The sequence below is a fragment of the Stutzerimonas chloritidismutans genome (assembly GCF_038562055.1).
Classification (GTDB): Bacteria; Pseudomonadota; Gammaproteobacteria; order Pseudomonadales; family Pseudomonadaceae; genus Stutzerimonas; species Stutzerimonas chloritidismutans_A.
In genome coordinates this window covers 189,291-210,443 of the sequence record NZ_JBCFXD010000004.1, presented here as the reverse complement: position 1 = coordinate 210,443, position 21,153 = coordinate 189,291, and the positions used below count along the sequence as shown (strand labels likewise).

Here is a 21,153-nt window from a genome sequence, read left to right as displayed (position 1 = left end):
AACGGTACGGACCGTCAGGCCTGCTCGCAGTTGATCATCCAGGACACGCCAAAGCGGTCGGTGAGCATGCCGAAGCGCTCGGCCCAGAAGGTTTTCTCCAGCGGCATCACGACCTGTCCACCTTCTGCCAGCCCGTCGAACAAGCGCTGGCTTTCTTCAATGCTGCCGGGATGTAGCGAGATCGAGCAGCCCTTGATGCCTTCGTATGTTCCGCCGCCGCAAGCTGGGTCCCCGGGCATGGTATCGGAGGCCATGAGCTGGAAGTCGCCGAGGCTCAGGCAGACGTGCATGATCCGTTCACGATGCTCCGCAGGGAAGTGCTCCGCCTCGGGCGCCTGCGCAAAGGTCATCATCTCGAGTTCGCCACCCAGTAGCTGGTGATACCGGGTGAAGGCGTCGCGCGCCTGGCCATCGAACGTGAGGTAGGGGGTGATTTTCATAGCGATCTCCTGTTGGGGTTAATGCCTGATCTGGTCGCGCAGACGCGCTTCCTGCTCTCGCAGCTCTGGGGTGAATTCCGTACCGAAGTCATCGGCCTCGAAAATCTGGCGAATTTCGATTTCTGCGTCGCCGATTGCAGACGCTGGGCAGCGTTTGACCCACTCGATCGCCTCCTGCAGCGAGTCCGTCTGCAATAGCCAGAAACCCGCCACCAGTTCGCGGGTTTCGAGGAAGGGACCATCCACGACTAAGCACTGACCACCGTCAAAACGCACCCGAGCGCCTCGGCTACTGGGGTGCAAGCCTTCACCACCAAGCAGCACGCCCGCATTGGCCAGGGTTTCGTTGTAACGGCCCATGGCTGCGAGAACATCCCCGCTGGGCATCTCGCCCGCTTCGGTTTGCGCGTTGGCCTTGATCATCACCATGAATCGCATCGCTTCGGTTCCTCTATAAATCAAGGAGGGCCAAGTCGGCGCCAATGCATCCGCTGGCACTGGTCTCTAGTCGTTTCGTGCTCAGAGAAATCGACAGCCAGGGCGATTTTTTTCCAGCGAGCGATTCAGCGCTCGACCATGCCCGCGTGATACGTGGCGATACATTCCCTGCGTGACGGTTCTGGCCATCCCAGCGCGCGGGTGGCAGGCAGGAGCGATGCGTCGATGAACCGGTCGAACGCTGTTTTGCTCTCCCATAGATCGGTGATGCGCCAGCCGCCTGGCACTGCAGCGCATGCGTAACAGGATGCCGGGAGGCGGACCGCCTGATGCGAGCGTTGCGTTGAGCGTGTCATAGCGTTGCTGATCGATAGTTTGGAATTCCACGGCCGTCAGATAGGGCATCGCGGGGTCTCAATGATCTGAAGAGGTTGGTTGGGATCGGCACATCTGGTCATGCGAAAAGCTAAGCACATTATTTTTCAAACTTACTGCATCCGATCGTCTGCCTGCTGGGTAGTACAGGTAGTGGCCGCATGGCCGCGCAATCCGATCACTACCCGGAGATACCAAAAATGGACGCAAAAAAGATCCTCTGCCTGACCGGTCTGACACTGGCCCTCGGCTGCTCTACCAGCGCTTTTGCCCAGATGGATGTACCTGAAGCCGTGCGCGTACCGGATGGCCACAAGGTCGCCATGGAAACGGTCGGCGTCGGCCAGATCACCTACGAATGCCAGGCCAAGACCGAGATGCCCGGCCAGATGGCCTGGGTCTTCATGGGGCCGAAGGCAGCGCTCAACGACCGCAGCGGCAAGCAGGTCGGCAAATACTACGGCCCGCCTGCAACCTGGGAATCGATGGACGGCTCCAAGGTGACCGGCACTCAGGTTGCCATCGCGCCGGCTGGCGAGCGCAACATCTCGCACCAGTTGGTCAAGGCCAACCCAGCTGAAGGCAAGGGCGCGATGACCGGCGTTACCTACATCCAGCGTGTCGCGACCAAAGGCGGCGTGGCGCCGGCCAAGGCGTGCGCAACGGCCAACGAAGGCGAGCAGCAGATTGTCGATTACCAGGCTGACTATCTGTTCTGGGCCAGCAAGTGAGTAAAGCGCAGCGGGTGAAAAGCCGCTCGATATGAGCGCTGATCGCCTCTATGCTCTGACTCCCCGGCGCGCATGCGCCGGGGGTGTCGATAACCAGCCAATGGCAGATACCGTGTCGCAACCCCCCTTGTTCGATTACGAAGCGGCATTGCGCGCCTGCGCGCGTGGCGAGCGCTCAGCGCTGCAGCAACTTTACGAGCAGGAAAGTCCGCGCCTGCTTGGCGTGGTGCAGCGCATCGTGCGCGATCTGGCGCTGGCCGAAGACATCGTCCATGACGCCTTCATCCGTATCTGGAACAAGGCCGGGACCTATGATCAGACGCGTGGCTCGGCCCGCGGCTGGATTTTCAGCCTGACCCGCCACCTGGCCCTCAATGCTGTACGTAACTACGCCCGCCACGCCCAGATGGAACCGGAAGAGGAGGGCAACATGGAGCACGCCGCCATCGACGGCTGGCAGGAACAGACCGACGCCTTCGATTGGCGGGTAAATCCCGGCAGGATCGAAGCCTGTCTGGAACAACTCGAACCGGTGCGCCGCAACTGCGTGTTTCACGCCTACGTCGACGGCTATTCGCATCAGGAAATCGCCCAGCGCCTCGGCGCGCCACTGGGTACGGTAAAAGCCTGGATTCGCCGCAGCCTGACTGCCCTTCGCGAGTGCATCGGATGAACAACGAACCCAAGGATCAGCACGAGACCCTGCACGAACTCGCCGGGGAATATGTGCTCGGCACCCTGGATGCGGTAGACCGGGAGGCGGTCGAAAGGCGTCTGGCCGTCGAGCCTGAGCTGCGAGCAGCGGTCGATTACTGGGAAGCGCGGCTGCTGCACCTGACCGACCTGGTCGAACCGCAAACACCTTCGCTGCGTTTGTGGAGTCGCATCCAACGCACGCTGGACGAGGCGAATCGGCAGGCTGTTCCGGTGGCGCCAACCCGGCAGAGCAGCTGGTGGGACAGCCTGTCACTGTGGCGCGGGTTTTCTGCCGCCGGCATGACCGCCACGCTGGTGCTCGGCGCCTTGTTGCTGATGCGTCTTGCACCCGAACCTTCGCCGACCTGGCTCGTTGTGCTCGCTGCGCCGCAGGACCTGTCACCGGGTTGGGTCGTGCAGGCCAGCAATCGGACGCAAGAGATAGAACTGATTCCGCTGGGCGTCACCGAGCTGCCGCCGGATAAAGCACTGCAGCTCTGGACCAAGGCTGAAGGCTGGCAGGCGCCGGTGTCCCTTGGCTTGGTCAAGCCGGGTGAACCGATCAGGATTCGCCTCGACGATTTGCCACCGTTGCAGCCCAATCAGCTGTTCGAATTGACGCTGGAACAGCCGACCGGCTCACCAACCGGGCTGCCGACCGGGCCGATCCAGTTCATCGGGCGTGCGGCGAAGGTGATCTGACGGGTCAGCCGCGAGCTGGAATGTTCAGCCCCTTGGCCACTGCGGGTCGCGCGACGAAGGCATCCAATACCCGCTGTACGTTGACGAAGCGTTCGAACTCCACCAGTTCGCGCGCTTCATAGAATTCAACGAGGCCGCGCACCCAGGGGAAGGTCGCGATGTCGGCGATGCTGTAACGACCGCCCATCAGCCAATCGCGGCCCTGCAGGCGCCTGTCCAGCACGCCCAACAGACGTTGGGCTTCGGCGACGTAACGGTCGCGAGGGCGCTTGTCCTCGTAGTCCTTGCCGGCGAACTTGTGGAAGAAGCCCAGCTGACCAAACATAGGCCCGACGCCGCCCATCTGGAACATCAACCACTGAATCGTCTCGTAGCGGGCTGCAGCGTCTTCGGGCATGAACTGACCGGTCTTGTCTGCCAGGTACAGCAGAATCGCACCGGATTCGAACAGCGCCAGCGGCTCGCCATCCGGGCCGTTCGGGTCGAGAATCGCCGGAATCTTGTTGTTCGGGTTCAGCGAAAGAAATTCCTCGGAGCGCTGATCGTTACTTTCAAAGCTGACCAGATGTGCCTCGTAGGGCAGGCCAACCTCTTCTAGCATGATCGACACCTTTACCCCGTTGGGTGTGGGCAGCGAATACAGCTGCAGGCGATCCGGATAGCTGGCGGGCCATTTCTGGGTGATGGCGAAGGTGGACAGGTCGTGCATGGTGCCTCCTGAGGAAGAGAGTAGCGCGCCATGTGGCCAGGCTGCGCCTTGGCTAGATTCAACTCGGACAGCAGCAGGCTTCTCACGTTGCGCTATTCGATGAGGCTGGTGGATCTTGCATCAGGGGCGCAGGCAGCCGGTTAGGGAGGCTGGCAGAATCACGTTGTCCGATCCGACACTTTGCATGGGCAAGGGCGCCCGCTATGGTTCAGATACCAAATCCGCCATGGAGCCCCGCACGTGTCCCTGACCACCCCTTACGATCCACAAAACATCTTTGCTCAGATCATTCGTGGCGATGCGCCTTGCTACAAGCTGTACGAAGATGATGATGTCCTGGCCTTTCTCGATCTGTTTCCGCAGTCCTACGGGCATACGTTGGTCATTCCGAAGCGCTCTGCGGCATGCAACATCCTCGATGTGGATACAGAGGCACTGTGCAAGGTGATGGCGGTGGCGCAAAAGCTGGCGCGTGTGATTGTCGATGAACTGCAGCCTGACGGCGTGCAGGTCGCGCAGTTCAACGGGGCGCCGGCGGGGCAGACGGTGTTTCATATCCATGTTCACATCGTGCCGCGCTATTCGGGCGAGGGGCTCGGTATTCATGCCGCAGGCAAGGCCGATCCAGCGGAGCTGGAAAAGCTGCAGGCGCGACTGGTCGGCAAGTTGGCCGAAATCTAGTGCTGGGTTAGAGCTGAACCGGCAACGCTGCCGCCACCGTTACAGTCGCGACCAACGCAGCAGCGAAGAGACACCAAAGTACTATTCGTGGCTGATGTGAGGCTTCGTACCCTGCTGGCATGAAGCCTGCTCCGTGGTTCCTCATCCTCTATTTCGCTCGCGCATGCCTCGCCGCACTTCGATGTGGGCGTTTGGTTCTGCTCGCGATGTTGCCGTTGTTTGTCCAGGCGCAGGGCGAGACACAACCACTGCCGGTCCTGACGCTCAGCGTGCTGCAGTTCGGCACGCCGCATTGGGAACTCGATCATCTCAAGCGTCACAACCTTGATCGGGCCAATGGCTTCGAGTTGAAGGTGCGTCTGGTGGCTGACCTGCCCGCCTCGCGGCTGGCGCTTAGCAGCGGCAGCGTGGACGGCGCGGTCAGCGATTTGCTCTGGGCCCAGGCGCGCTACGAGGCCGGCACAGCATATCGCTACCTGCCGTTTTCCTCGCAGATCGGCGAAGTATTGGTCAATGATGGCAGCGACATTCGCACCCTGGCCGATTTGCGCGGCAAACGCATCGGTGTGGCCGGCGGGCCGGACGGGCTCGGCTGGCAATTGTTGCAGCAGGTGGCGGCAAGGCAGGGAATCGATCTGGCGCGCGAGGCGACAGTGCAATACGCCGCACCCCCGCTGCTCAGTCAGGCGCTGCGGCGCGGTCAGGTGGATGCGTTGCTGACCTTTTGGCACTTCTCGGCGCGCCTGCGCGGCGAAGGCGGCGTGCATGCAGCGTTCGGCCTGGAGCAGCTGCTCGGAACACTGGGTCTCGATCCGGATCTGCCCGTGCTGGGTTATCTGTTTCCGCAAGCCTGGGCCAACGCGCACGGCGACCTGTTAGAACGCTTCGCCAGCGCGCTGCGACAGACCAAGAACGAGCTGGCGATTCAACCGGATCACTGGCAAACAATCCGGCCCTTGATGCGTGCCGAGAGCGACGCGGTGTTCGCCGCGCTGCGTGACAGCTTCGTCGAAGGCATCCCACAGCCGCTGGACGAAGCGCGTATTGCGGCGTTGCAGCGGCTGTTGGCCCTGACGGGGGCCAAGCAGAGCCAACTGATGCCTGCGGCGCTGTTCCAGAGTGGGTCATGAGTGGCTCGCGCTATGCCTGCTGGGTTGCGCTGCCGCTGTTGGTGGCGATCTGGGCTGTCGTAGCGGCGAGTACGAATACGCCCCTGCTGCCGAGCCCGGCAGAGGTGCTGCGGACCTTCTGGCTGGCAGTTGACAGCGGCGAGCTGCCCCATCACCTAGTGGTCACGTTACGTCGGGTGCTGATCAGCTTTGCACTGGCGATGGCGCTGGGTGCGCTGCTGGGCGTCTGGATGGGGCGCTCGCGGTTCGCCAACGCGGTGCTCGATCCGCTGCTGGTGCTGTTTCTCAACCTGCCAGCGCTGGTCACCATCATCCTGCTCTATGTCTGGTTTGGTCTGGTAGAAGCGGCGGCGGTGCTGGCAGTGGTGATCAACAAGGTACCCAACGTGGCGGTGACCGTACGCGAAGGCGCGCGCAGTCTCGATCCCAAGCTGGAGCAGATGGCGCAGGTCTACGGCTTCAACCGCTGGCAGCGGGTGGTGAACGTCTGGCTGCCGCAGCTGTTTCCCTATCTGATGGCGGCGACCCGCGGCGGTTTGGCGCTGATCTGGAAAATCGTCCTGGTGGTCGAACTGTTGGGGCGCTCCGATGGCGTCGGCTTCCAGCTGCACATGGCCTTTCAGGTGTTCGATGTGGCGAGCATATTGGCCTACAGCCTGGCCTTCATTGCAGTCGTACAACTGATCGAGCTGGCGCTGCTGCAGCCGCTGGAGCGCCGCGCATCAAGCTGGCGCAACGCCGGGGTTAGGCATGCTTGAGCTACGCATCGATGGCGTAGCGGCAGGCCATCCGGTGCTCGGCCTGATCGACGTAAAGGTGCGGGCCGGGGAGCGAATTTGCTTGCTGGGCCCCTCCGGTGTTGGCAAGACCACCTTGCTCAATGCCATCGCCGGGCTTGATCCGCGTCTGGCGCCGATGGTCCGGCTACAACCGGGCCTGCGCGTCGGCTACCTGTTTCAGGAACACCGCCTGCTGCCGTGGTACACGGTGCGGCAGAATCTCAAGCTGGTCGGCGCAACCGCAGGCGATATCGATCAACTGCTGGCTGATGTTGGCTTGAGTGATGCGGGTGATCGGCTGCCGGATCAGCTCTCGCTGGGTATGGCGCGTCGCGCGGCGCTGGCCCGTAGCCTGGCAATCAGACCGGACCTGCTCTTGCTTGATGAGCCCTTTGCTTCGCTTGACTCGGATCGCGCCGCTGAACTGCGCGAGCTGATCGTTCGCCTGCTCGATGGACGGCCGCAGATGGCGTTGATCTGCGTAACCCATGATCCCCACGATGCCGATCAACTGGCCAATCGCCTGTGGTACTTGGGCGGCCAGCCTGCCACCCTGCGCTGGGATCGTCCCCTGATGGCGGGTGACAGCACCAGTCAGATTAGTGAGCAGTTGCGCTCGCTCCAGGTCTGAAAGGTTTGCTGGCCGCGCTACACCGGCAGCGTTCGCTCAGCCAGCCGCCAGCTGCGTCAGTGCATGCAGCACCAGCCCCACCAAACCGCCGACCAGCGTGCCGTTGATGCGGATGTACTGTAGGTCCTTGCCGACACTCTGCTCCATCTGCTCGACCAGTTCGCGGCTTTCCCAGTTTTCCACGCGCTGGGCAATGTACTTGCCGATCTGTCCGCGGTAACGCTCGAGCAGGCTCGGCGCGGCTGCCATCAACTGTTCGTTGATCCAGTTGCGCATGGCGGTGTCGGCCGCCAGCGAGTCGCCTAGACCTTGGGTCAGGCGGACGATCCGTTTTCCGATGCGCGAATCAGGGCTTTCCAGATCGTCCTCCAGCCACTCGGTCAGCTCACGCCAGAGGGTCCGCAGGTAGTCGGTAGTCGCGGGGTGCTCAAGTAATTGGGCGACGATGCGCTCTACCTCCAGCCGATAGGCCGGATCATGCTTGAGTCGATCAATGTATTCGCTAACGTGTTCGTCGAAACGCTCGCGCAGAGGATGCTGGGGGTCACCGGCAATCTCGGCGATCACCGCTGATACGCCGTCGACGAACTTGTTGGCCGACCAGCCGCCGACGGCCTTGCCAAGCCCCAGGTAGCGCAGCGTCCTGACTTCAGCCGTGATGGCATCGGCCACCAGCGCGCGAGTGTCGTCGTCCTGCAGCAGTGCATCGACCTTGATCAGCACTTCATCGAGCATCGCCTGGTGCTTGCCCTGTCGCGTAAGCATTTCCAGCACCTGCCCACAGATCGGTGCGAGGTCGACCTTGCGCGTGCGGTTGATCAGCTTGGCCTGGATGAAGGCCTGCACGCGCTCGTCGTGCAGCGACTCGACGCCGAACCTCGCCATGTTGGTGAGCTGACCGCCCACCGCTTCGGCGTTGGTGGGATGGCGTAACCAGTTGGCCAGTCGGCCGCCGATATCGAGTGCCTCGAGCTTGGCCAGCACCATGGGTGTGGAGAGGAAGTGAGTGGTGATGAAGCTCGACAGGTTTTGACCGATGCGCGCTTTGCTGCGGGGAATGATCGCCGTATGGGGGATCGGCAGGCCGAGCGGGTGGCGGAACAGGGCCGTCACAGCGAACCAGTCGGCAATTGCACCGACCATCGCCGCTTCAGCGAAGGAGGCCAGATAGCCCCAGGCCAGGTGCCGCGGTTCCATGGCGGTTGCGATGACATAGAGCAACGCAGCGAGTAGCAGCAGCAGGCTGGCGACCAGCTTCATGCGCGTGACGGGGGAATGCCAGCGGCGGTGCAGAGGGCTCATGCGATTCCTCTTTTGCGGCGAATGGTATGTGCGGGTGGTACGCAGGCCTATCGGATCGGGATGTGCCGACGGGTCCGCCTTATACAGCACAGACCCGGTTGGCGCGGTAGGGGTTCGGCATCAGCAGCCGTGCGGCTTATACCTCGTCGTCTTCCTCGCGCAGCAATACGTAGCTGTCGTCTTCCAGGCGCTCGCAGACATAAAACATGGAGATGGTGCCGTCCTGCTCGGTCACGGCCGCGTAGTCGTCCGCCTCGACAGTGAAGAAACCCTTGGAGTCTGAGCCGTGCTCACTGGCAAACACGGCGGTAAAGAAAGCGTCTTCTGGCATGCCGTCGAAGTAGTCGGCCCGCGCCTTGGCGTCCCACTCGCGCGGCGGCTCGAACTGCCCGGTGATGATCACGCGGGCATCGCCCATGTCGCGTTCTTCGCCGTCTGGGTCCGTTTCGTGAGCGCGGTAGATCGTGCAGTTGAGTGCATCTGGGTCGGCCAGAATACTGTCGCGCGAAGGGGTTTGGGTGGCAGGCATGGCAGGCAGCTCCGGTCAAAGTTTGGATTGACGGCAGTGTGGTGGAGTACTGGGGTCGCTGCAATCGCAAGTTGGAAAGGGCGATGGATTCTTTTGGCTGCAGAGCACTGATCGGACCGCCGGTGCCCGGACAGGCGAACGCTGCGGGGCGCCTGTTGCTCCAATCGGGTAGACCCTTTGAACCAAGCCAACGAGGTAGCCATGAATCAGAGCGACCAGACTCAGCCTGAGCAGAACAAGCCAGCCGACGACCTGCCGGACGTCACCATGACCGACGCCGGCGAGAAGGAAGCGGGCGAGGACCCGGATTTCGACGAAATCGAAGGCGACGACGACCGGGGCTAGCCCGCCAACGTTCGTTTGCCGCACCGGCTGCAAGCCAGTCGGTACGTCAAGGCGCAATCACTCGTTGCCTTTTTGTTAAGAAAGCGGGCCAAGCAGATTCATAGAAGGAGCACAGCATGGACAAATACCACGTCAACCCCACCCCAATGGGCTGGGAACTGACCGATCAGCAGTCTCAGGAAACGGTGTTGCGTACCCTGACTAAAGACGAAATGTTCACCGGCCTGGATAGCTTGATGGAAGGCAAGACCGCATCGGTCGAGGTCTACGATCGCCATGGAGCGCTTGAAGAAGAGCGGCCCTATCCCGGCAGTAGCCATCCGGTGTCGACTCGTTAAGCCACTACTTTCCGCACGGTGAGCGAATAAAGCTGTCGTACTATCACCGCTTCGCTTACCAGACCGGAGAGTCCCCTATGCGCTTGATCCTCGCCCTGATCCCTGTGCTGGCCTTGGCCGGTTGCTCGTCCTGGCAGGCGGATCCGGAGGACATCACGCCGGTACCCGAGGAGCGGCTGCGTGGCTATCAGACGCCGGTTGCCAATGGCGGCGAGCTGGTGGTGACGCGTGACTTCGGTATTCGCGGCGGCGGGTGCTACGTGGCGGTGATGGTCGACCGGAAGCTTGCGGCGCGGATCCACGTCGGCGAGCGGGTGCGTTTGCAGGTGCCGGCCGGGATGCGCATTGTCAGCATTGAGTCCGACCCCGAAGACGACACGCTGTGCGGCATGGGCAATCTGCTGCGCGAAAAGGCTGCGCGGGTCGAGCCGGGCGAGACGCTGCAGTTTCGCATCAGCAGTGATAACCGCATCGGCTTTGATATCAATCAGGTCGACACCGAGTAGACCTTCGCATCGCGCTCTGCCGAAGATGGGTAGTGGGGGGTGGCCGCTCAGTCACGATTACCCACCGGTATAAAGACGAAACATTCTTCTGTCGGCAACGCCGAACCCTCACTGCGCTTTCGTGCTCCCAGATAGGCAAACTGTTGTGCTTGAGCCCTCGGGCGTCTATCTGGCATCCCCAGCGTCTTCTCCGCACAACGACCCATACGCCATGCTGCCCTAGTGGCCGCCCACCAGGAGTCGATGCGTGAAACGAGCCATATCCTCCCTGATGTTCGTCGCCGGGCTTGCCCTGGTTCCCGCGGTGCACGCTGAACAGAGTCCGAGCTATGGGCCGCATCTCGAGGGGTTCGACTATCCGCACGCGATCAGGCGCTTCGAGTTTTCGTCGCAGCGTCAGCCGTTAGAGATGGGCTACATGGACGTAGCCCCAGCGGGCAAGGCCAATGGGCGAGCGGTCGTGCTGATGCATGGCAAGAATTTCTGCGCGGCGACCTGGGAAGAGAGCATCGCGGTGCTTTCACAGCAGGGTTATCGGGTGATTGCGCCGGACCAGATTGGCTTCTGCAGCTCCAGCAAACCCGAGCGATACCAGTTCAGTTTCGCGCAACTGGCGCACAACACTCGGGCGCTGCTGCGGTCGCTGGATCTGGAGAAGGTCACCATCATCGGACATTCGATGGGCGGCATGCTGGCGTCACGGTTCGCCCTCAACTATCCGCAAATGGTCGAGCAACTGGTCTTGGTCAATCCAATTGGCCTTGAGGACTGGCAAGCCAAAGGCGTGCCTTATGCGCCGATCGAACAGCTGTATCAAAGTCAGCTGAAAACCGACTTCGAGAAGATCAAAGCCTACCAGCAGAAGTTCTATTACAACGGCAACTGGAAGCCGCGTTATGACCGATGGGTGAATATGGCAGCCGGGATGTATGCCGGCGACGGCAAGGAAATAGTCGCCTGGAACCAGGCGCTGACGTCCGACATGGTCTTCACTCAGCCCGTCATTCACGAATTCGACACGCTAAGCGTGCCGACCCTGTTGCTGATTGGCGGCAAGGATCGCACCGCACCGGGTGCGAACCGCGCCCCGCAAGAGGTCGCACAAGGCCTGGGCAACTATCCGGAGCTAGGCCGGCAGGCTACGGCGATGATCCCCAACGCCAAGCTGGTGCCTTTCCCGGAGCTTGGCCATTCACCCCAGGTCGAGGCGCCGGACGTGTTTCATGAGGCTTTGCTGAACAACCTCAAGCAGCATTGACGGGCACGCTGGTGGTCTGAACGTCGCTACAGTGGCCAGACCCAGAGAATGGTCGGCACCGCCACCAGTACCACCATGATCGACAGCGGCAGCCCGAGTCGCCAGTAATCACCGAAACGGTAGCCGCCCGGCGCCATTACCAGGGTGTTCGACTGATGCCCGATGGGGGTCAGAAAGGCGCAAGACGCACCAATCGCTACCGCCATCAAGAGCGGGTCGGCGGAGGCTTCCATACCCCGTGCGAGGGCGATCGCCACGGGCGCCGCGAGCACCGCGGCGGCGGCGTTGTTGACCACGTTCGACAGCAGCATGACACCCACCATCAGAATCGCCAGGGTGGCTGCGGGCGGGGCGGCCTGGCCAACGTCCAGCAGGGCATCGGCGATCAGGCGCGAGCCCCCAGTGCTTTCCAGCGCTTCGCCAATAGGCAGCATCGCTGCAATCAGGACGATGATCGACATGTCGATGCTTTTGTAGATGTCGCCGGTAGGCACCAGCCCGACGAGGATCATCACCAGCGCACCGGCCACCAGTGCCACAGCCGATGGAACGATGCCCAGTGCGATGAGCGCCAGTGCGGCGGCGAATATACCGCTGGACAGCAACACTTTTTGCGGTGCGGTGATGCGTAAGCCGCGCGAGGCCAGGGGCAGGCAACCGAGGCTGTTGAGGGCGGTTTGCAGCTGGTCCTCACGCGCCTGCAGCAGCAGAATGTCGCCGGCGGCAAAGCGGATCTTGCCAAGTCGCTGCTGCAACCGCTGACCTTGGCGAGCCACGGCCAGGATGTTCACACCGTATCGCTCGCGCAGCGAAAGACCGGTCGCGCTCGTGCCGACCAGTGACGAGTTCGCCGTCACGATGGCCTCTGCCAGCGCTCGCTCGGCACGGCGATCCCCGTTGGACTCGGTGGTATCGGGCTGCTTGCCCGCGTCGCCATTCTTTTCCGCGCGCTTTTCCTGCTCGGCTTTCTCCCGGGCTTCCGCCTTGCTGTCGGCTTCGGCGGCGAGTTGCAGGTGGGTGACGTCAAGAAAGCGCTTCAGGCTGTCGGAGTCCGCTTCGACCATGAGGATGTCTTCTCCGCGCAGCACGTCGTAGGTTGACGGCATGCGCTGATACTGTCCGTCTCGTATCAGGGCGATGACCATGACATCCGCCTCGTCACCGCCTGCAACGATCAGATCATGCAGCGAGCGACCGACATACTTGCTGTCTGCCGGAATTTGCAGCTCAGTCATGTAGGCGCTGATTTCGAACAGCTCCTTGTCGCCACTTGGATCTTCACGGCGAGGGGTCAGGCGCCAGATAAGGCCGATGAACAGTACGCCTGCTAGCGTGATCGCAAGGCCCACCGGCAAAAAGTCGAACATGCCGAACGCCTCGTCGGCGACCTCACGCCGATAGCCTGCAATGATGATGTTTGGTGGTGTACCTATCAGCGTCAGGGTGCCGCCAAGCAACGAGCCGAAGGCCAGCGGCATCAACAGGTAGGAGGGCGAACGTCCGCTTTGACGGGACATCCACACGGCCACCGGCATGAACAGCGCCAGTGCGCCAACGTTGTTCATGAACCCCGAGCACAACGCGACGATACCGGTCAGTGTCAGTACCTGAATCCAGGGGCGGTCACCGACTTTGGTCAGGTGGCGTGCCAGCGAATCCACCACACCGCCGTTGAGTAGCCCGCGGCTGAGCACCAGAACCGCCGCAACGGTGATCACGGCCGGATGCCCGAGCCCCATGAACGCCTCCTGCGGTGGCACGATGCCGACCAGGGTTACTACCAACAAGGCACCCACTGCGACGATGTCGTAACGCCAGCGATTCCACACGAACAATCCGAGGGTGGCGGCAAGCACGGCGAATACGATCAGCTGATCGCTTTGCATGGATAACTCCGATCGAAGGCGTGGCCGCTCTGAGCGGCTAAAAATAGAGAGCTGAGTGGAAGGCTGTAAGGGTTTGGCGCCGAAGCGAAGCGCCAGGGCGGCCATACACTAGCCTTAGAGCGGTTGCTGAGCCAGCGCTGCGTTCGACATTCATGCTTTCGGAGCCGGCGAGGGGCGCAGGTGCTCGGGCGTCCGGGGTGCAGAGCAGGCCAACCCGAAGTTTTTCAGCCCGGTCACTGGCGATACCCGCTCCGGTGGGCAAGTCTGTAGCGGACGCCTAATCAGAGTTAGCCCATGCCCAAACCGTTATTCCTGCACTGCCGCGATGGCTACCCGCTTGCCGGACAGCTTTGGTTGCCGGCGGGGCAGCCGCTAGGCTCGGTCATCGTCAGCAGCGCCACCGGGGTGCAGTCCAGGTACTACGCGAAATACGCCGGATTTCTGCGCGAGCGCGGGTACGCGGTATTGACCTACGACTATCGTGGCATCGGTGGATCACGGCCGGCCAGCCTGCGCGGCGTGACGATCCGCTGGCGCGATTGGGGTGATCTGGATTTCGACGCCGCGGTGCGCTGGATGCGCCAGCGTGATCCTGAGCGTCCGCTGGTTGCGATCGGTCACAGCATCGGCGGCTTCCTGCCGGGTTTCGCTGTGGCCGCGACCGAGGTGGACCGCTTTCTCAGCGTCGGGGCGCAATACGCTTACTGGCGCGATTATGCAGCCTCGCAACGCCTGCAAATGTTCGCCAAATGGCACCTGTGCATGCCTGCGATGACGGCGCTGTTCGGCTACTTTCCCGGCCGCCGCTTGGGCTGGTTGGAAGACCTGCCCGCGGGCGTCGCGCGGGAATGGGCGTTTCGTCGGGCTCGGCTGGAGCAGAGCTACCCGGCGCATGAGCGGGCCGAGGTGCTTCAGCGCTTTGCTGCGGTCAATGCGCCCATGCTTGCGGTCAGCGTCAGCGACGATGAGTACGGCACGCCGGCGGCCATTGCGCGCGGGCTGGCCTATTACCGCAACGCTCAGATTCAGCAGGTGCAGCTCAGCCCGGCGGCATTGGGCATGGAGCAGGTTGGTCACTTCGATCTGTTCCGTGAACACCACCGAGACGGATTCTGGAAAGCTAGTCTGGGTTGGGTCCAGCACGGCAGGAACCCCTGGTCTGATGAGGCGCAACCCGCTGCGTGCGAAGCCTGTTGAGCGCCAGCGCTGCAGCACGTCAGCTGCGGTTGCTCTTGGTACCGCGCGGCCATTGTGGGTTGGCGGCGTGTTCCACTGGCGTCGCCAGCAGTTCACGGATGGCCTCGGCATAGGCGCGTCGACCCACGCGCATGGCGTTGTTGTGGTTGCCACCTTCAACCAGCAGTAGCTGTTTGGGATATCTTGCTGCGGCGTAGAGTGCTTCGCTGAATCGCGCCGGCACGTATTGGTCATCCGTTCCGTGGACCAGCAAGAGCGGCATGCCAACCTGGTCGATCTTGTCCAGCGAGTCGAATTTCTGCGAGACCAGCCAGCGGATCGGCCAGGCGGTGTCGGCCACTTCCGTCGCGATATCGCCCAAGTTGGTAAAGGTCGATTCGACGATCAATGCCCGTGCTTCCGGCGCTTCGTCGCGGCGTTTGGCATCGCGGCCCAGTTCGGCCGCCAGGTCCACCGCGACAGCGCCGCCTAGGGAATGGCCATAGATCAGGCGCTTGTCGGCGTCAGGTTGAAGTGTTTTCAAGTGCTCCCAGGCGATGCGTGCATCTTCGTAGACGGTGGCCTCGGATGGCAGCTCGCCGAGACTCTGCCCAAAGCCTCGGTAGTCGATGGCCAGCACGGAGAAACCCAGCGACCGAATCTGCTCCAGCCTGAACAGGTGTCCAGTGAGGTTCCAGCGCGACCCATGAAGATAGAGTATCGCGGGCGCATCCGCCTGTTCGGCCGGCCACCACCACGCATGGATGTTCTGGTTGTCGCCGAACGCCGGCGGCCTCAGCGCCAGTTCTTCCACCCCGCTGGGCAAGCCGCGATACCAGCTGGCGGTACCAGGCTCGATACGAAACACCAGTTCACGCTCTTTCTGTTCGAGCATCGAACAGCCCACCGGCAGCCCGGCGAGCGCTGCAGCAAGGACCAGCCAAGCGAGCGTGCTGGGCTTGGTGCGGAAGATCGGCAGCTTCGACATGCGGCGGGGACGTCTCCTTGTGGAGCCGACATTGAGCGACCAGTTGGAGAGGCACGCAAGCGGCTGGCGACGACAAGTCGTTACTCCAGGTTGCAGCGCGGCGCGCGTGACCCGCGACCACTGACTTCCAAGGGGAGTAGCATCACCGTTCTTACTGGTAATGGAGGTTCATCGTGACTACCGCGCATATCGGTTTGCTGCCCGCCCTATCGATCGCCGCCGCGGTGGCTTTTGCTGGTTGGTCTGTAGGGCAGGGCGTGGAGCGCTTTCGCATGGCAGATCGCTCGGTGACGGTCAAAGGGCTTGCGGAGCAAGACGTCTCGAGTGATTTCGCCGTCTGGACGCTGGGTCGCCCGGCAAGCGCCTGCGCGTGGTCAGCACATTCGAATACGCGCTGTAGTAACGCCCTCTTCGCTGGTACGTCCTTTAGAGGCCCGTCGCGGTTGCATACGGCTTGACCTCAGGTGGCGGGAGGCGCGGCCTGCCTCGAGGAGGGAGCTCTTGTAGTTTTGACGGCTGGCCGATCAGCAGGCGTTTCGGTTTGGCCGCCACGACTCGATAGGGGCATTCGCTCAATCGCAGGCGGTGGCGGCTCCTCGTTCTTCGCTGGGACTGTTTGCGGTCCAGGCCCACCAGAACACCAGCAAGCCGACGACGGCGGTAGCGGCGCCGATATAGCCGGTAGAGGTCCAGCCGAGGCCTGCACTGATGGCCAGCCCGCCGAGCCAGGGCCCGAGAGCGTTGGCTACGTTGAAGGCCGAATGGTTGGACGCGGCTGCCAGGGTCTGGGCTTCTCCGGCCACATCCATCAGGTGGGTCTGCAGGGGCGGGCCGAGCGACACCATGGTGCCGACCGCAAAGGCTGCGGGAAGGATCGTCCACAGCGAGTGCGCCGCGAGCGGGAACACCAGCAGGACCAGAATGCTCCATAGCAGCAACCAGGCGATTGCCTTGAAGCCCAACCTGTCGAACAGCCAGCCGCCAAAGATGTTACCGACGATGCCGCCCGCGCCAAGCGCGGCCAGGCCCACCGGGATCCACTGCTCGCTGACCCCGGTGACCTCAAGCATGGTGGGGGCGAGATAGCTGAACACGCAGAACATGCCCGCAAAGCCAATCGAGCTGATAGCCAGTGCCAGCCACACCGGTTTGCGATTGAAGTCGCGCAGTTCGCGCATGGGGTTGTTGCGCGGCTCGCTGCGGTCGAGCGGCAGGAAGATCGCCACGAGCAACACGGTCAGCAGCGCGATCAGCGCTACCAGACCAAACGCCCAGCGCCAGCTGAGCCATTGCCCCAGCCAGGTAGCGGTGGGGTTACCAATCAACATGGCGATGGTCAGGCCCGCCAGCACGCGGCTAACCGCCTTGGCCCGCTGGTCGGGAGCCACCATCGAGGCGGCGACCAGCATGGCTACGCCGAAATAGGCGCCGTGGGGCAGTCCTGCGATGAAGCGAAAGACCATCAGCGTGTGGTAATCCGGCGCCATCGCGCTGGCGAAGTTGCCTATGGCGAAGAAGGTCATCAGCAGCAACAGCAGATGCCGCCGAAACATTCGGGAGCCGAGGATTGCCAGCAGCGGTGCGCCCACCACCACGCCCAAGGCATAGCTGCTGATCACATGGCCCACTTGGGGCTCGCTGATTCCGAGGCCGTGCGCGACGTTGGGCATCAGCCCCATGATGGCGAACTCGCCGGTGCCGATGGCAAAGCCACCCATGGCCAGCGCCAGTTCGATCAGCAATACGGCGCGTACCGAGAGCTTCGGCTTGCCTGTTGCGTTCACTTGAGTCATCAGTGCCTCAACGGGGTGATTCGAATAACGGACACGCACCGCCGGGTCGAGCAGCGCTGGGGCTGCGGCGGGACGCGAATACTAGGCAGCGATCACCGGGTGAAGTTCGGCGCCGCATCGAAGGCAGATTGCGCTCAGCGCGCGACCGATGGCGTTCAGGTGAGCGGTTATCGGTAGTTGGCCAGAATCGCACCGAACTCGCCGTCGTGCTGCATCTGCTTCATGACGTCGAGTATCTCGCGGGCCGGGACGTCTGGTTCATCACGCACAATGCAGTGGATGGAATACTCCGAAAGCCGGTCGACGATCTGCAGCTCGCGTCCAGCCGGTCTGTTTCGATGGAACCAGTCCAGTGCCACCTGGGTGCTGAGTGCGTACTGATTGCGTCCGGCGGCGAGTTTTTCCAGCACCTGGTGCTCCGTTCGGGCATCGTCGCGGATCAAGGTACCGTCTCGAAACGCCACGTCCGTCTCCGGGTAGTAGAAGCCGAGTACCGTGCCTATTCGTCGGCCGCGTAGGCTCCACAGTTTGGCTGGAGAAGTTCCAGGACGAGCCACCAGAATGCTGCGCTGGTTCATGAACGGAACGCTCCACCGGTAACTCGCGTGGGTTTCCGCCAGCCAGGCCGGGTTCATGTAGCAGCTGACATCGACCGCGCCCTCGGCCAGTAGCGGTTGGATGCGCGCCCGCGACATCACCAGCTCCTCGGCTTTACGTCCGACGCGTTCGGCGATGCGCCTGTGAAGGTCGTGAAGAATGCCGTCGACCGGCTGCCCGTTCTGCAGATCAATCATCGGCATGGTCGAGCTGTCGCTGACCGAAAACCGCAACGGCGGATCAGCTGCCTGCGCCCAGGCAGGATAGAGCAGAAGGGACACGGCAATGATCAGTGCGCGCAAGGTAGCAGCGATCCTTCATCAGTGACCGACCTGTAGCGGTTGGTCCATGTTCGTGAAGGCACGGATTATCGCGATATCGTTCCGTTTATGTCCATTTGTCGCATGAATAATGCGTAGAGGATCGTCGCAGCTTCGGCTCGTGTCCGCCGTACGGCTTCAGGCAGGAAACCCAGTTCGTTACGCCTTACGGGTAGGCGGCGCCATGAATTCCGGCCCTACCGGGTCAGTGATGTGCTCGGCGAGCAAGGCGTCGATATCCTTCAGGTCTTGCGGACTTAGTGTCCATCCGAAGGCATCTTCAATGCCATCCAGCTGCTCCGGGCCGCGTGCGCCCCAGAGCGCAATCGTCGGCCCCTGATCAAGAACCCAGCGGATGGCAAGCGCCAGTACCGACTTGCCGTGACGTTCCTGAGCCAGCGCTTTCAATGCCTCGACCGCGGAGAGGTACTGATCGAATCTCGGGGCCTTGAATTTAGGGTCCGATCTACGTAGGTCGTCGCCATCGAAGGTGGTGCCGCTGTTCATCCGGCCGGAAAGTAGGCCGCGACAAAGAGCGCCATAGCCGAGCACGACCAATCCGTTATCCCGCGCATAGGGCAACACATCGGCTTCGATGGCGCGCTCGAACAGGTTGTACGGCGGTTGCACCGAGGCCAGGGGCGCCGCTTTGCGAAAGGTATCCATCTGCTCAGTGGAATAGTTGCTCACTCCGATCGCGAGGATCTTGCCTTCCTGGCGTAGCGTTTCCAGCTCGGCTGCGGTTTCCTCAATCGGGACCAGCGGATCCGGCCAATGCACCTGGTACAGATCAATCCGGTCGGTGCGCAGCCGGCGCAACGAGTCCTCGACTTCCTGACGGATGCGCGCCGGTGTCGAGTTGCGACGCGGGCCGCCTTCGCTCCAGTCCAACGCGACCTTGGTGGCGATCACGGCCTGGTCTCTTACGCCTTCAAGCGCCTTGCCGACGATCTCTTCAGAATGACCGAAGCCGTAGACCGGCGCGGTGTCGATGAGGTTGATGCCGCGCTCCAAAGCGCTGCGAATGGTGGTAACGGATCGGTCGTCATCCGCGCCTCCCCACATCCAGCCGCCGATGGCCCAGGTGCCTAGCCCGATGCGCGATACGGGCGTGGCGATGCCTTCTATCATTAACGTTTCGATGGTCATGAGTGCTCCTCTGCTTGATCAGGACGGCCAGTGCTGCGGATGGCCAGGTCACGGCAACTGGCAGCGGCCACACCGCGACGTGCGTTGCGTCGAGCGGGCCGCCATCCAGAGGCGGCGCCGCTGAAAGTCATTTGCAGCCAGCAAGGGCTTCGGTCAACAGATGGGGCGTGTCCTGCGCCCCCATGGATTGCGCAGCGGTCAGGGCCGTAACGCCGTTCAAGTCGGCGCGGCTCGGATCTGCACCGCGCGCCAGCAGCAATTCGACAATCCGGTCGCGATTGAACATGGCGGCCATCATCAGCGCGGTCTTGCCATCAGCCGAGGCACTGTCGACGTCGGCGCCGTGGTCGAGCAGCAGGCGGGTCATCTCCAGGTTGCCCTTGAAGGCGGCGCCGGCCAGCGGGCTCTGGCCCTTGTCGTTGCGTAGCTGGGGATCGCCACCGTTTTCCAGCAGCACGCGGGAGGCGTCCAGATGGCCGTGGTAGCTGGTGAGCATCAACAGGCTGTCGCCGTTGTGGTTGCGAATGTTGGCCGGCAAGCCGCGACCGAGCAGATCAGCCAGACGCTGAGCGTCGCCGGTACGGGCGCTTTCGAAAACCTGTTCGGCGAACGCCAGTGCGGCCTCGTCCAGTTCGGGCTTGGGGCTCGGTTGTTCCGTCATCTTGATCTCCTCGGCTTTATGGTTTTGGCGCAGCGGCGCGGGACGCGTCATTTCGCAAGCGATTGGGCGGTGCGGGAGGGCTGCGTTTCTATCCGACCGACAGGCTGCGCAAATGTGCGGAACGGGCCGAAAGCTGCACGGCCACAATGGCTATGGCAGTATCTGCGGCCCATCCGCCGGTAGCGCTGCAATGAAACCTGAAGACCTGGAACGCCTGGTGACCCAGACGATGCCGTACGGCAAATACAAGGGACGGCTGATTGCGGATCTGCCGGGCAACTACCTGAACTGGTTCGCCCGGGTCGGTTTTCCGCCCGGGGATCTCGGCCAGCTGTTGGCGCTGATGCAGGAGATCGACCACAACGGCCTGTCCGGCTTGCTCGAGCCGCTGCGCCGGCGCTGAGTCAGCCTTCGCTTTCTGCTTGCAGGGCCGCGAGTGCCGGGGCTGCATAGATGCCCACCTCCACCGCCAGCGCCATGACTCGCTCGATATCGCAGGTGTAGACGAGCACCGCTTGCAGTTCGTCGTCCAGTGGCTCGCTGAAATCCACCAGCACATAGCCGCCTTTTTCCGGGTAGAGACTGCTGAGTTGGGTCTGGATACGGTTGAGTGCCTTGAGCGGCTCGGTTTTCGCCAGCTGCTTTGACTTGAGCACGAAATTCACATCCGGCCCGAATGACCCGACGATCTGCTCGAACAACGCCTGATAATCGTCGGCCTGGAACAATACGGTGTCCGGCAGGCTGCCGACGATCATCCATTCGCCCAGCGGAATGGGAAAGTCATCGTCGTAGATGATGTCCGAGTTCGCCTGCAGAAAGGCTAGGGGATCGGCATAGGCCTGAGCCGCTTCGTCGGCGAGCCTGTTGATCTCTTCTTCGCTCATGCAGCCTGAGCTGATCAGACGTATCAGTTCGGCGAGTGGCTCTTTCATCGGGGCGCAGTCCTGGAATGAGGGCCGGCAAGGATACCCGAAAGCCTGGAGCCAGCGG

25 protein-coding genes and 1 pseudogene are annotated in these 21,153 nt (G+C 62.4%); 14 read left to right on the top strand and 12 right to left on the bottom strand.

Annotated features, from left to right (window positions below; all coding sequences use genetic code 11):
- Positions 1-14: 14 nt before the first annotated feature.
- Both AAGW23_RS09140 and AAGW23_RS09135 read right to left on the bottom strand, forming a co-directional pair.
- A complete protein-coding gene (locus AAGW23_RS09140; protein ID WP_342406155.1) occupies positions 15-440 on the bottom strand; it encodes a VOC family protein in 426 nt (141 codons plus the stop codon).
- Between the two features lie 18 nt (positions 441-458).
- Positions 459-878, bottom strand: coding sequence for a YciI family protein (locus AAGW23_RS09135; RefSeq protein WP_342406154.1), 420 nt, complete (start codon positions 876-878; stop codon positions 459-461).
- Positions 879-1,453: 575 nt separating this feature from the next.
- Between AAGW23_RS09135 and AAGW23_RS09130 the strand changes: the two genes are divergently transcribed.
- The 3 genes from AAGW23_RS09130 to AAGW23_RS09120 all read left to right on the top strand — a co-directional run bounded on the left by AAGW23_RS09130 (position 1,454) and on the right by AAGW23_RS09120 (position 3,382).
- Entirely contained in the window at positions 1,454-1,984 is a 531-nt protein-coding gene (locus tag AAGW23_RS09130; RefSeq protein ID WP_342406235.1) for a DUF3455 domain-containing protein, read from the top strand.
- 112 nt (positions 1,985-2,096) lie between these two features.
- Positions 2,097-2,657, top strand: a complete 561-nt coding sequence (locus AAGW23_RS09125; protein WP_342406153.1) for a sigma-70 family RNA polymerase sigma factor — start codon at positions 2,097-2,099, stop codon at positions 2,655-2,657.
- Entirely contained in the window at positions 2,654-3,382 is a 729-nt protein-coding gene (locus tag AAGW23_RS09120) for an anti-sigma factor (RefSeq protein WP_342406152.1), read from the top strand. The genes AAGW23_RS09125 and AAGW23_RS09120 overlap by 4 nt, the downstream gene beginning before the upstream one ends.
- A gap of 4 nt (positions 3,383-3,386) precedes the next feature.
- Here AAGW23_RS09120 and AAGW23_RS09115 read toward each other — a convergent pair whose 3' ends face one another.
- Positions 3,387-4,091, bottom strand: coding sequence for a glutathione S-transferase N-terminal domain-containing protein (locus AAGW23_RS09115; protein ID WP_342406151.1), 705 nt, complete (start codon positions 4,089-4,091; stop codon positions 3,387-3,389).
- Between the two features lie 240 nt (positions 4,092-4,331).
- On the opposite strand from AAGW23_RS09115, the gene AAGW23_RS09110 reads away from it, so the two are divergent.
- From AAGW23_RS09110 to AAGW23_RS09095, 4 genes are all read left to right on the top strand, one after another.
- A complete protein-coding gene (locus AAGW23_RS09110) occupies positions 4,332-4,772 on the top strand; it encodes an HIT family protein (RefSeq protein ID WP_342406150.1) in 441 nt (146 codons plus the stop codon).
- Positions 4,773-4,978: 206 nt separating this feature from the next.
- Positions 4,979-5,902, top strand: a complete 924-nt coding sequence (locus tag AAGW23_RS09105) for an ABC transporter substrate-binding protein (RefSeq protein ID WP_342406149.1) — start codon at positions 4,979-4,981, stop codon at positions 5,900-5,902.
- Positions 5,899-6,660, top strand: a complete 762-nt coding sequence (locus tag AAGW23_RS09100) for an ABC transporter permease (protein WP_342406148.1) — start codon at positions 5,899-5,901, stop codon at positions 6,658-6,660. The genes AAGW23_RS09105 and AAGW23_RS09100 overlap by 4 nt, the downstream gene beginning before the upstream one ends.
- Complete coding sequence (locus AAGW23_RS09095; protein ID WP_342406147.1) at positions 6,653-7,312, top strand: ABC transporter ATP-binding protein; 660 nt, start codon at positions 6,653-6,655, stop codon at positions 7,310-7,312. Before AAGW23_RS09100 ends, AAGW23_RS09095 begins: the two co-directional genes overlap by 8 nt.
- Positions 7,313-7,348: 36 nt before the next feature.
- Here AAGW23_RS09095 and AAGW23_RS09090 read toward each other — a convergent pair whose 3' ends face one another.
- Both AAGW23_RS09090 and AAGW23_RS09085 read right to left on the bottom strand, forming a co-directional pair.
- A complete protein-coding gene (locus AAGW23_RS09090; protein ID WP_342406146.1) occupies positions 7,349-8,614 on the bottom strand; it encodes a DUF445 domain-containing protein in 1,266 nt (421 codons plus the stop codon).
- Positions 8,615-8,750: 136 nt separating this feature from the next.
- Positions 8,751-9,143 (bottom strand): hypothetical protein, encoded by a 393-nt coding sequence (locus AAGW23_RS09085; RefSeq protein ID WP_342406145.1) that lies wholly within the window; start codon positions 9,141-9,143, stop codon positions 8,751-8,753.
- Positions 9,144-9,344: 201 nt separating this feature from the next.
- On the opposite strand from AAGW23_RS09085, the gene AAGW23_RS09080 reads away from it, so the two are divergent.
- The 4 genes from AAGW23_RS09080 (at position 9,345) to AAGW23_RS09065 (ending at position 11,590) form a co-directional block, all read left to right on the top strand.
- Entirely contained in the window at positions 9,345-9,488 is a 144-nt protein-coding gene (locus tag AAGW23_RS09080; RefSeq protein ID WP_342406144.1) for a hypothetical protein, read from the top strand.
- A 116-nt stretch (positions 9,489-9,604) separates the two neighbouring features.
- Positions 9,605-9,826, top strand: a complete 222-nt coding sequence (locus tag AAGW23_RS09075) for a hypothetical protein (RefSeq protein ID WP_159967442.1) — start codon at positions 9,605-9,607, stop codon at positions 9,824-9,826.
- 77 nt (positions 9,827-9,903) lie between these two features.
- On the top strand, positions 9,904-10,332 hold the full coding sequence (locus tag AAGW23_RS09070; RefSeq protein ID WP_342406143.1) for a 3-isopropylmalate dehydratase: 429 nt from the start codon (positions 9,904-9,906) through the stop codon (positions 10,330-10,332).
- Positions 10,333-10,579: 247 nt separating this feature from the next.
- A complete protein-coding gene (locus AAGW23_RS09065; protein WP_342406142.1) occupies positions 10,580-11,590 on the top strand; it encodes an alpha/beta hydrolase in 1,011 nt (336 codons plus the stop codon).
- 26 nt (positions 11,591-11,616) lie between these two features.
- Here the strand turns inward: AAGW23_RS09065 and AAGW23_RS09060 are convergent, their stop codons facing one another.
- The gene (locus tag AAGW23_RS09060) at positions 11,617-13,476 is read right to left on the bottom strand and encodes an SLC13 family permease (protein WP_342406140.1); all 1,860 of its coding nucleotides are present in this window, start codon (positions 13,474-13,476) and stop codon (positions 11,617-11,619) included.
- A gap of 294 nt (positions 13,477-13,770) precedes the next feature.
- Between AAGW23_RS09060 and AAGW23_RS09055 the strand changes: the two genes are divergently transcribed.
- Positions 13,771-14,673 carry an alpha/beta hydrolase family protein gene (locus AAGW23_RS09055; protein ID WP_342406139.1) on the top strand — a complete coding sequence of 301 codons (903 nt, stop codon included), beginning with the start codon at positions 13,771-13,773 and terminating at the stop codon, positions 14,671-14,673.
- 19 nt (positions 14,674-14,692) lie between these two features.
- On the opposite strand, the gene AAGW23_RS09050 is transcribed toward AAGW23_RS09055, so the two are convergent.
- Positions 14,693-15,640, bottom strand: a complete 948-nt coding sequence (locus AAGW23_RS09050; RefSeq protein ID WP_342406137.1) for an alpha/beta hydrolase — start codon at positions 15,638-15,640, stop codon at positions 14,693-14,695.
- 173 nt (positions 15,641-15,813) lie between these two features.
- Here AAGW23_RS09050 and AAGW23_RS09045 point away from each other — a divergent pair.
- Positions 15,814-15,990 (top strand): annotated as a pseudogene (locus AAGW23_RS09045) (SIMPL domain-containing protein); the annotation flags it as partial.
- A 222-nt stretch (positions 15,991-16,212) separates the two neighbouring features.
- On the opposite strand, the gene AAGW23_RS09040 reads toward AAGW23_RS09045, so the two are convergent.
- The 4 genes from AAGW23_RS09040 to AAGW23_RS09025 all read right to left on the bottom strand — a co-directional run bounded on the left by AAGW23_RS09040 (position 16,213) and on the right by AAGW23_RS09025 (position 20,160).
- On the bottom strand, positions 16,213-17,433 hold the full coding sequence (locus AAGW23_RS09040; protein WP_342406136.1) for an MFS transporter: 1,221 nt from the start codon (positions 17,431-17,433) through the stop codon (positions 16,213-16,215).
- A gap of 167 nt (positions 17,434-17,600) precedes the next feature.
- A complete protein-coding gene (locus AAGW23_RS09035) occupies positions 17,601-18,332 on the bottom strand; it encodes a transporter substrate-binding domain-containing protein (protein ID WP_342406135.1) in 732 nt (243 codons plus the stop codon).
- Between the two features lie 177 nt (positions 18,333-18,509).
- Positions 18,510-19,499: an aldo/keto reductase gene (locus AAGW23_RS09030; protein ID WP_342406134.1), complete on the bottom strand. Its 990-nt coding sequence runs from the start codon at positions 19,497-19,499 to the stop codon at positions 18,510-18,512.
- 127 nt (positions 19,500-19,626) lie between these two features.
- Positions 19,627-20,160 carry an ankyrin repeat domain-containing protein gene (locus tag AAGW23_RS09025; protein WP_342406133.1) on the bottom strand — a complete coding sequence of 178 codons (534 nt, stop codon included), beginning with the start codon at positions 20,158-20,160 and terminating at the stop codon, positions 19,627-19,629.
- Positions 20,161-20,350: 190 nt separating this feature from the next.
- On the opposite strand from AAGW23_RS09025, the gene AAGW23_RS09020 reads away from it, so the two are divergent.
- Positions 20,351-20,563, top strand: coding sequence for a DUF3820 family protein (locus AAGW23_RS09020; RefSeq protein WP_102835996.1), 213 nt, complete (start codon positions 20,351-20,353; stop codon positions 20,561-20,563).
- Between the two features lies 1 nt (position 20,564).
- On the opposite strand, the gene AAGW23_RS09015 is transcribed toward AAGW23_RS09020, so the two are convergent.
- A complete protein-coding gene (locus tag AAGW23_RS09015) occupies positions 20,565-21,095 on the bottom strand; it encodes a hypothetical protein (protein WP_342406132.1) in 531 nt (176 codons plus the stop codon).
- Between the last annotated feature and the right edge of the window lie 58 nt (positions 21,096-21,153).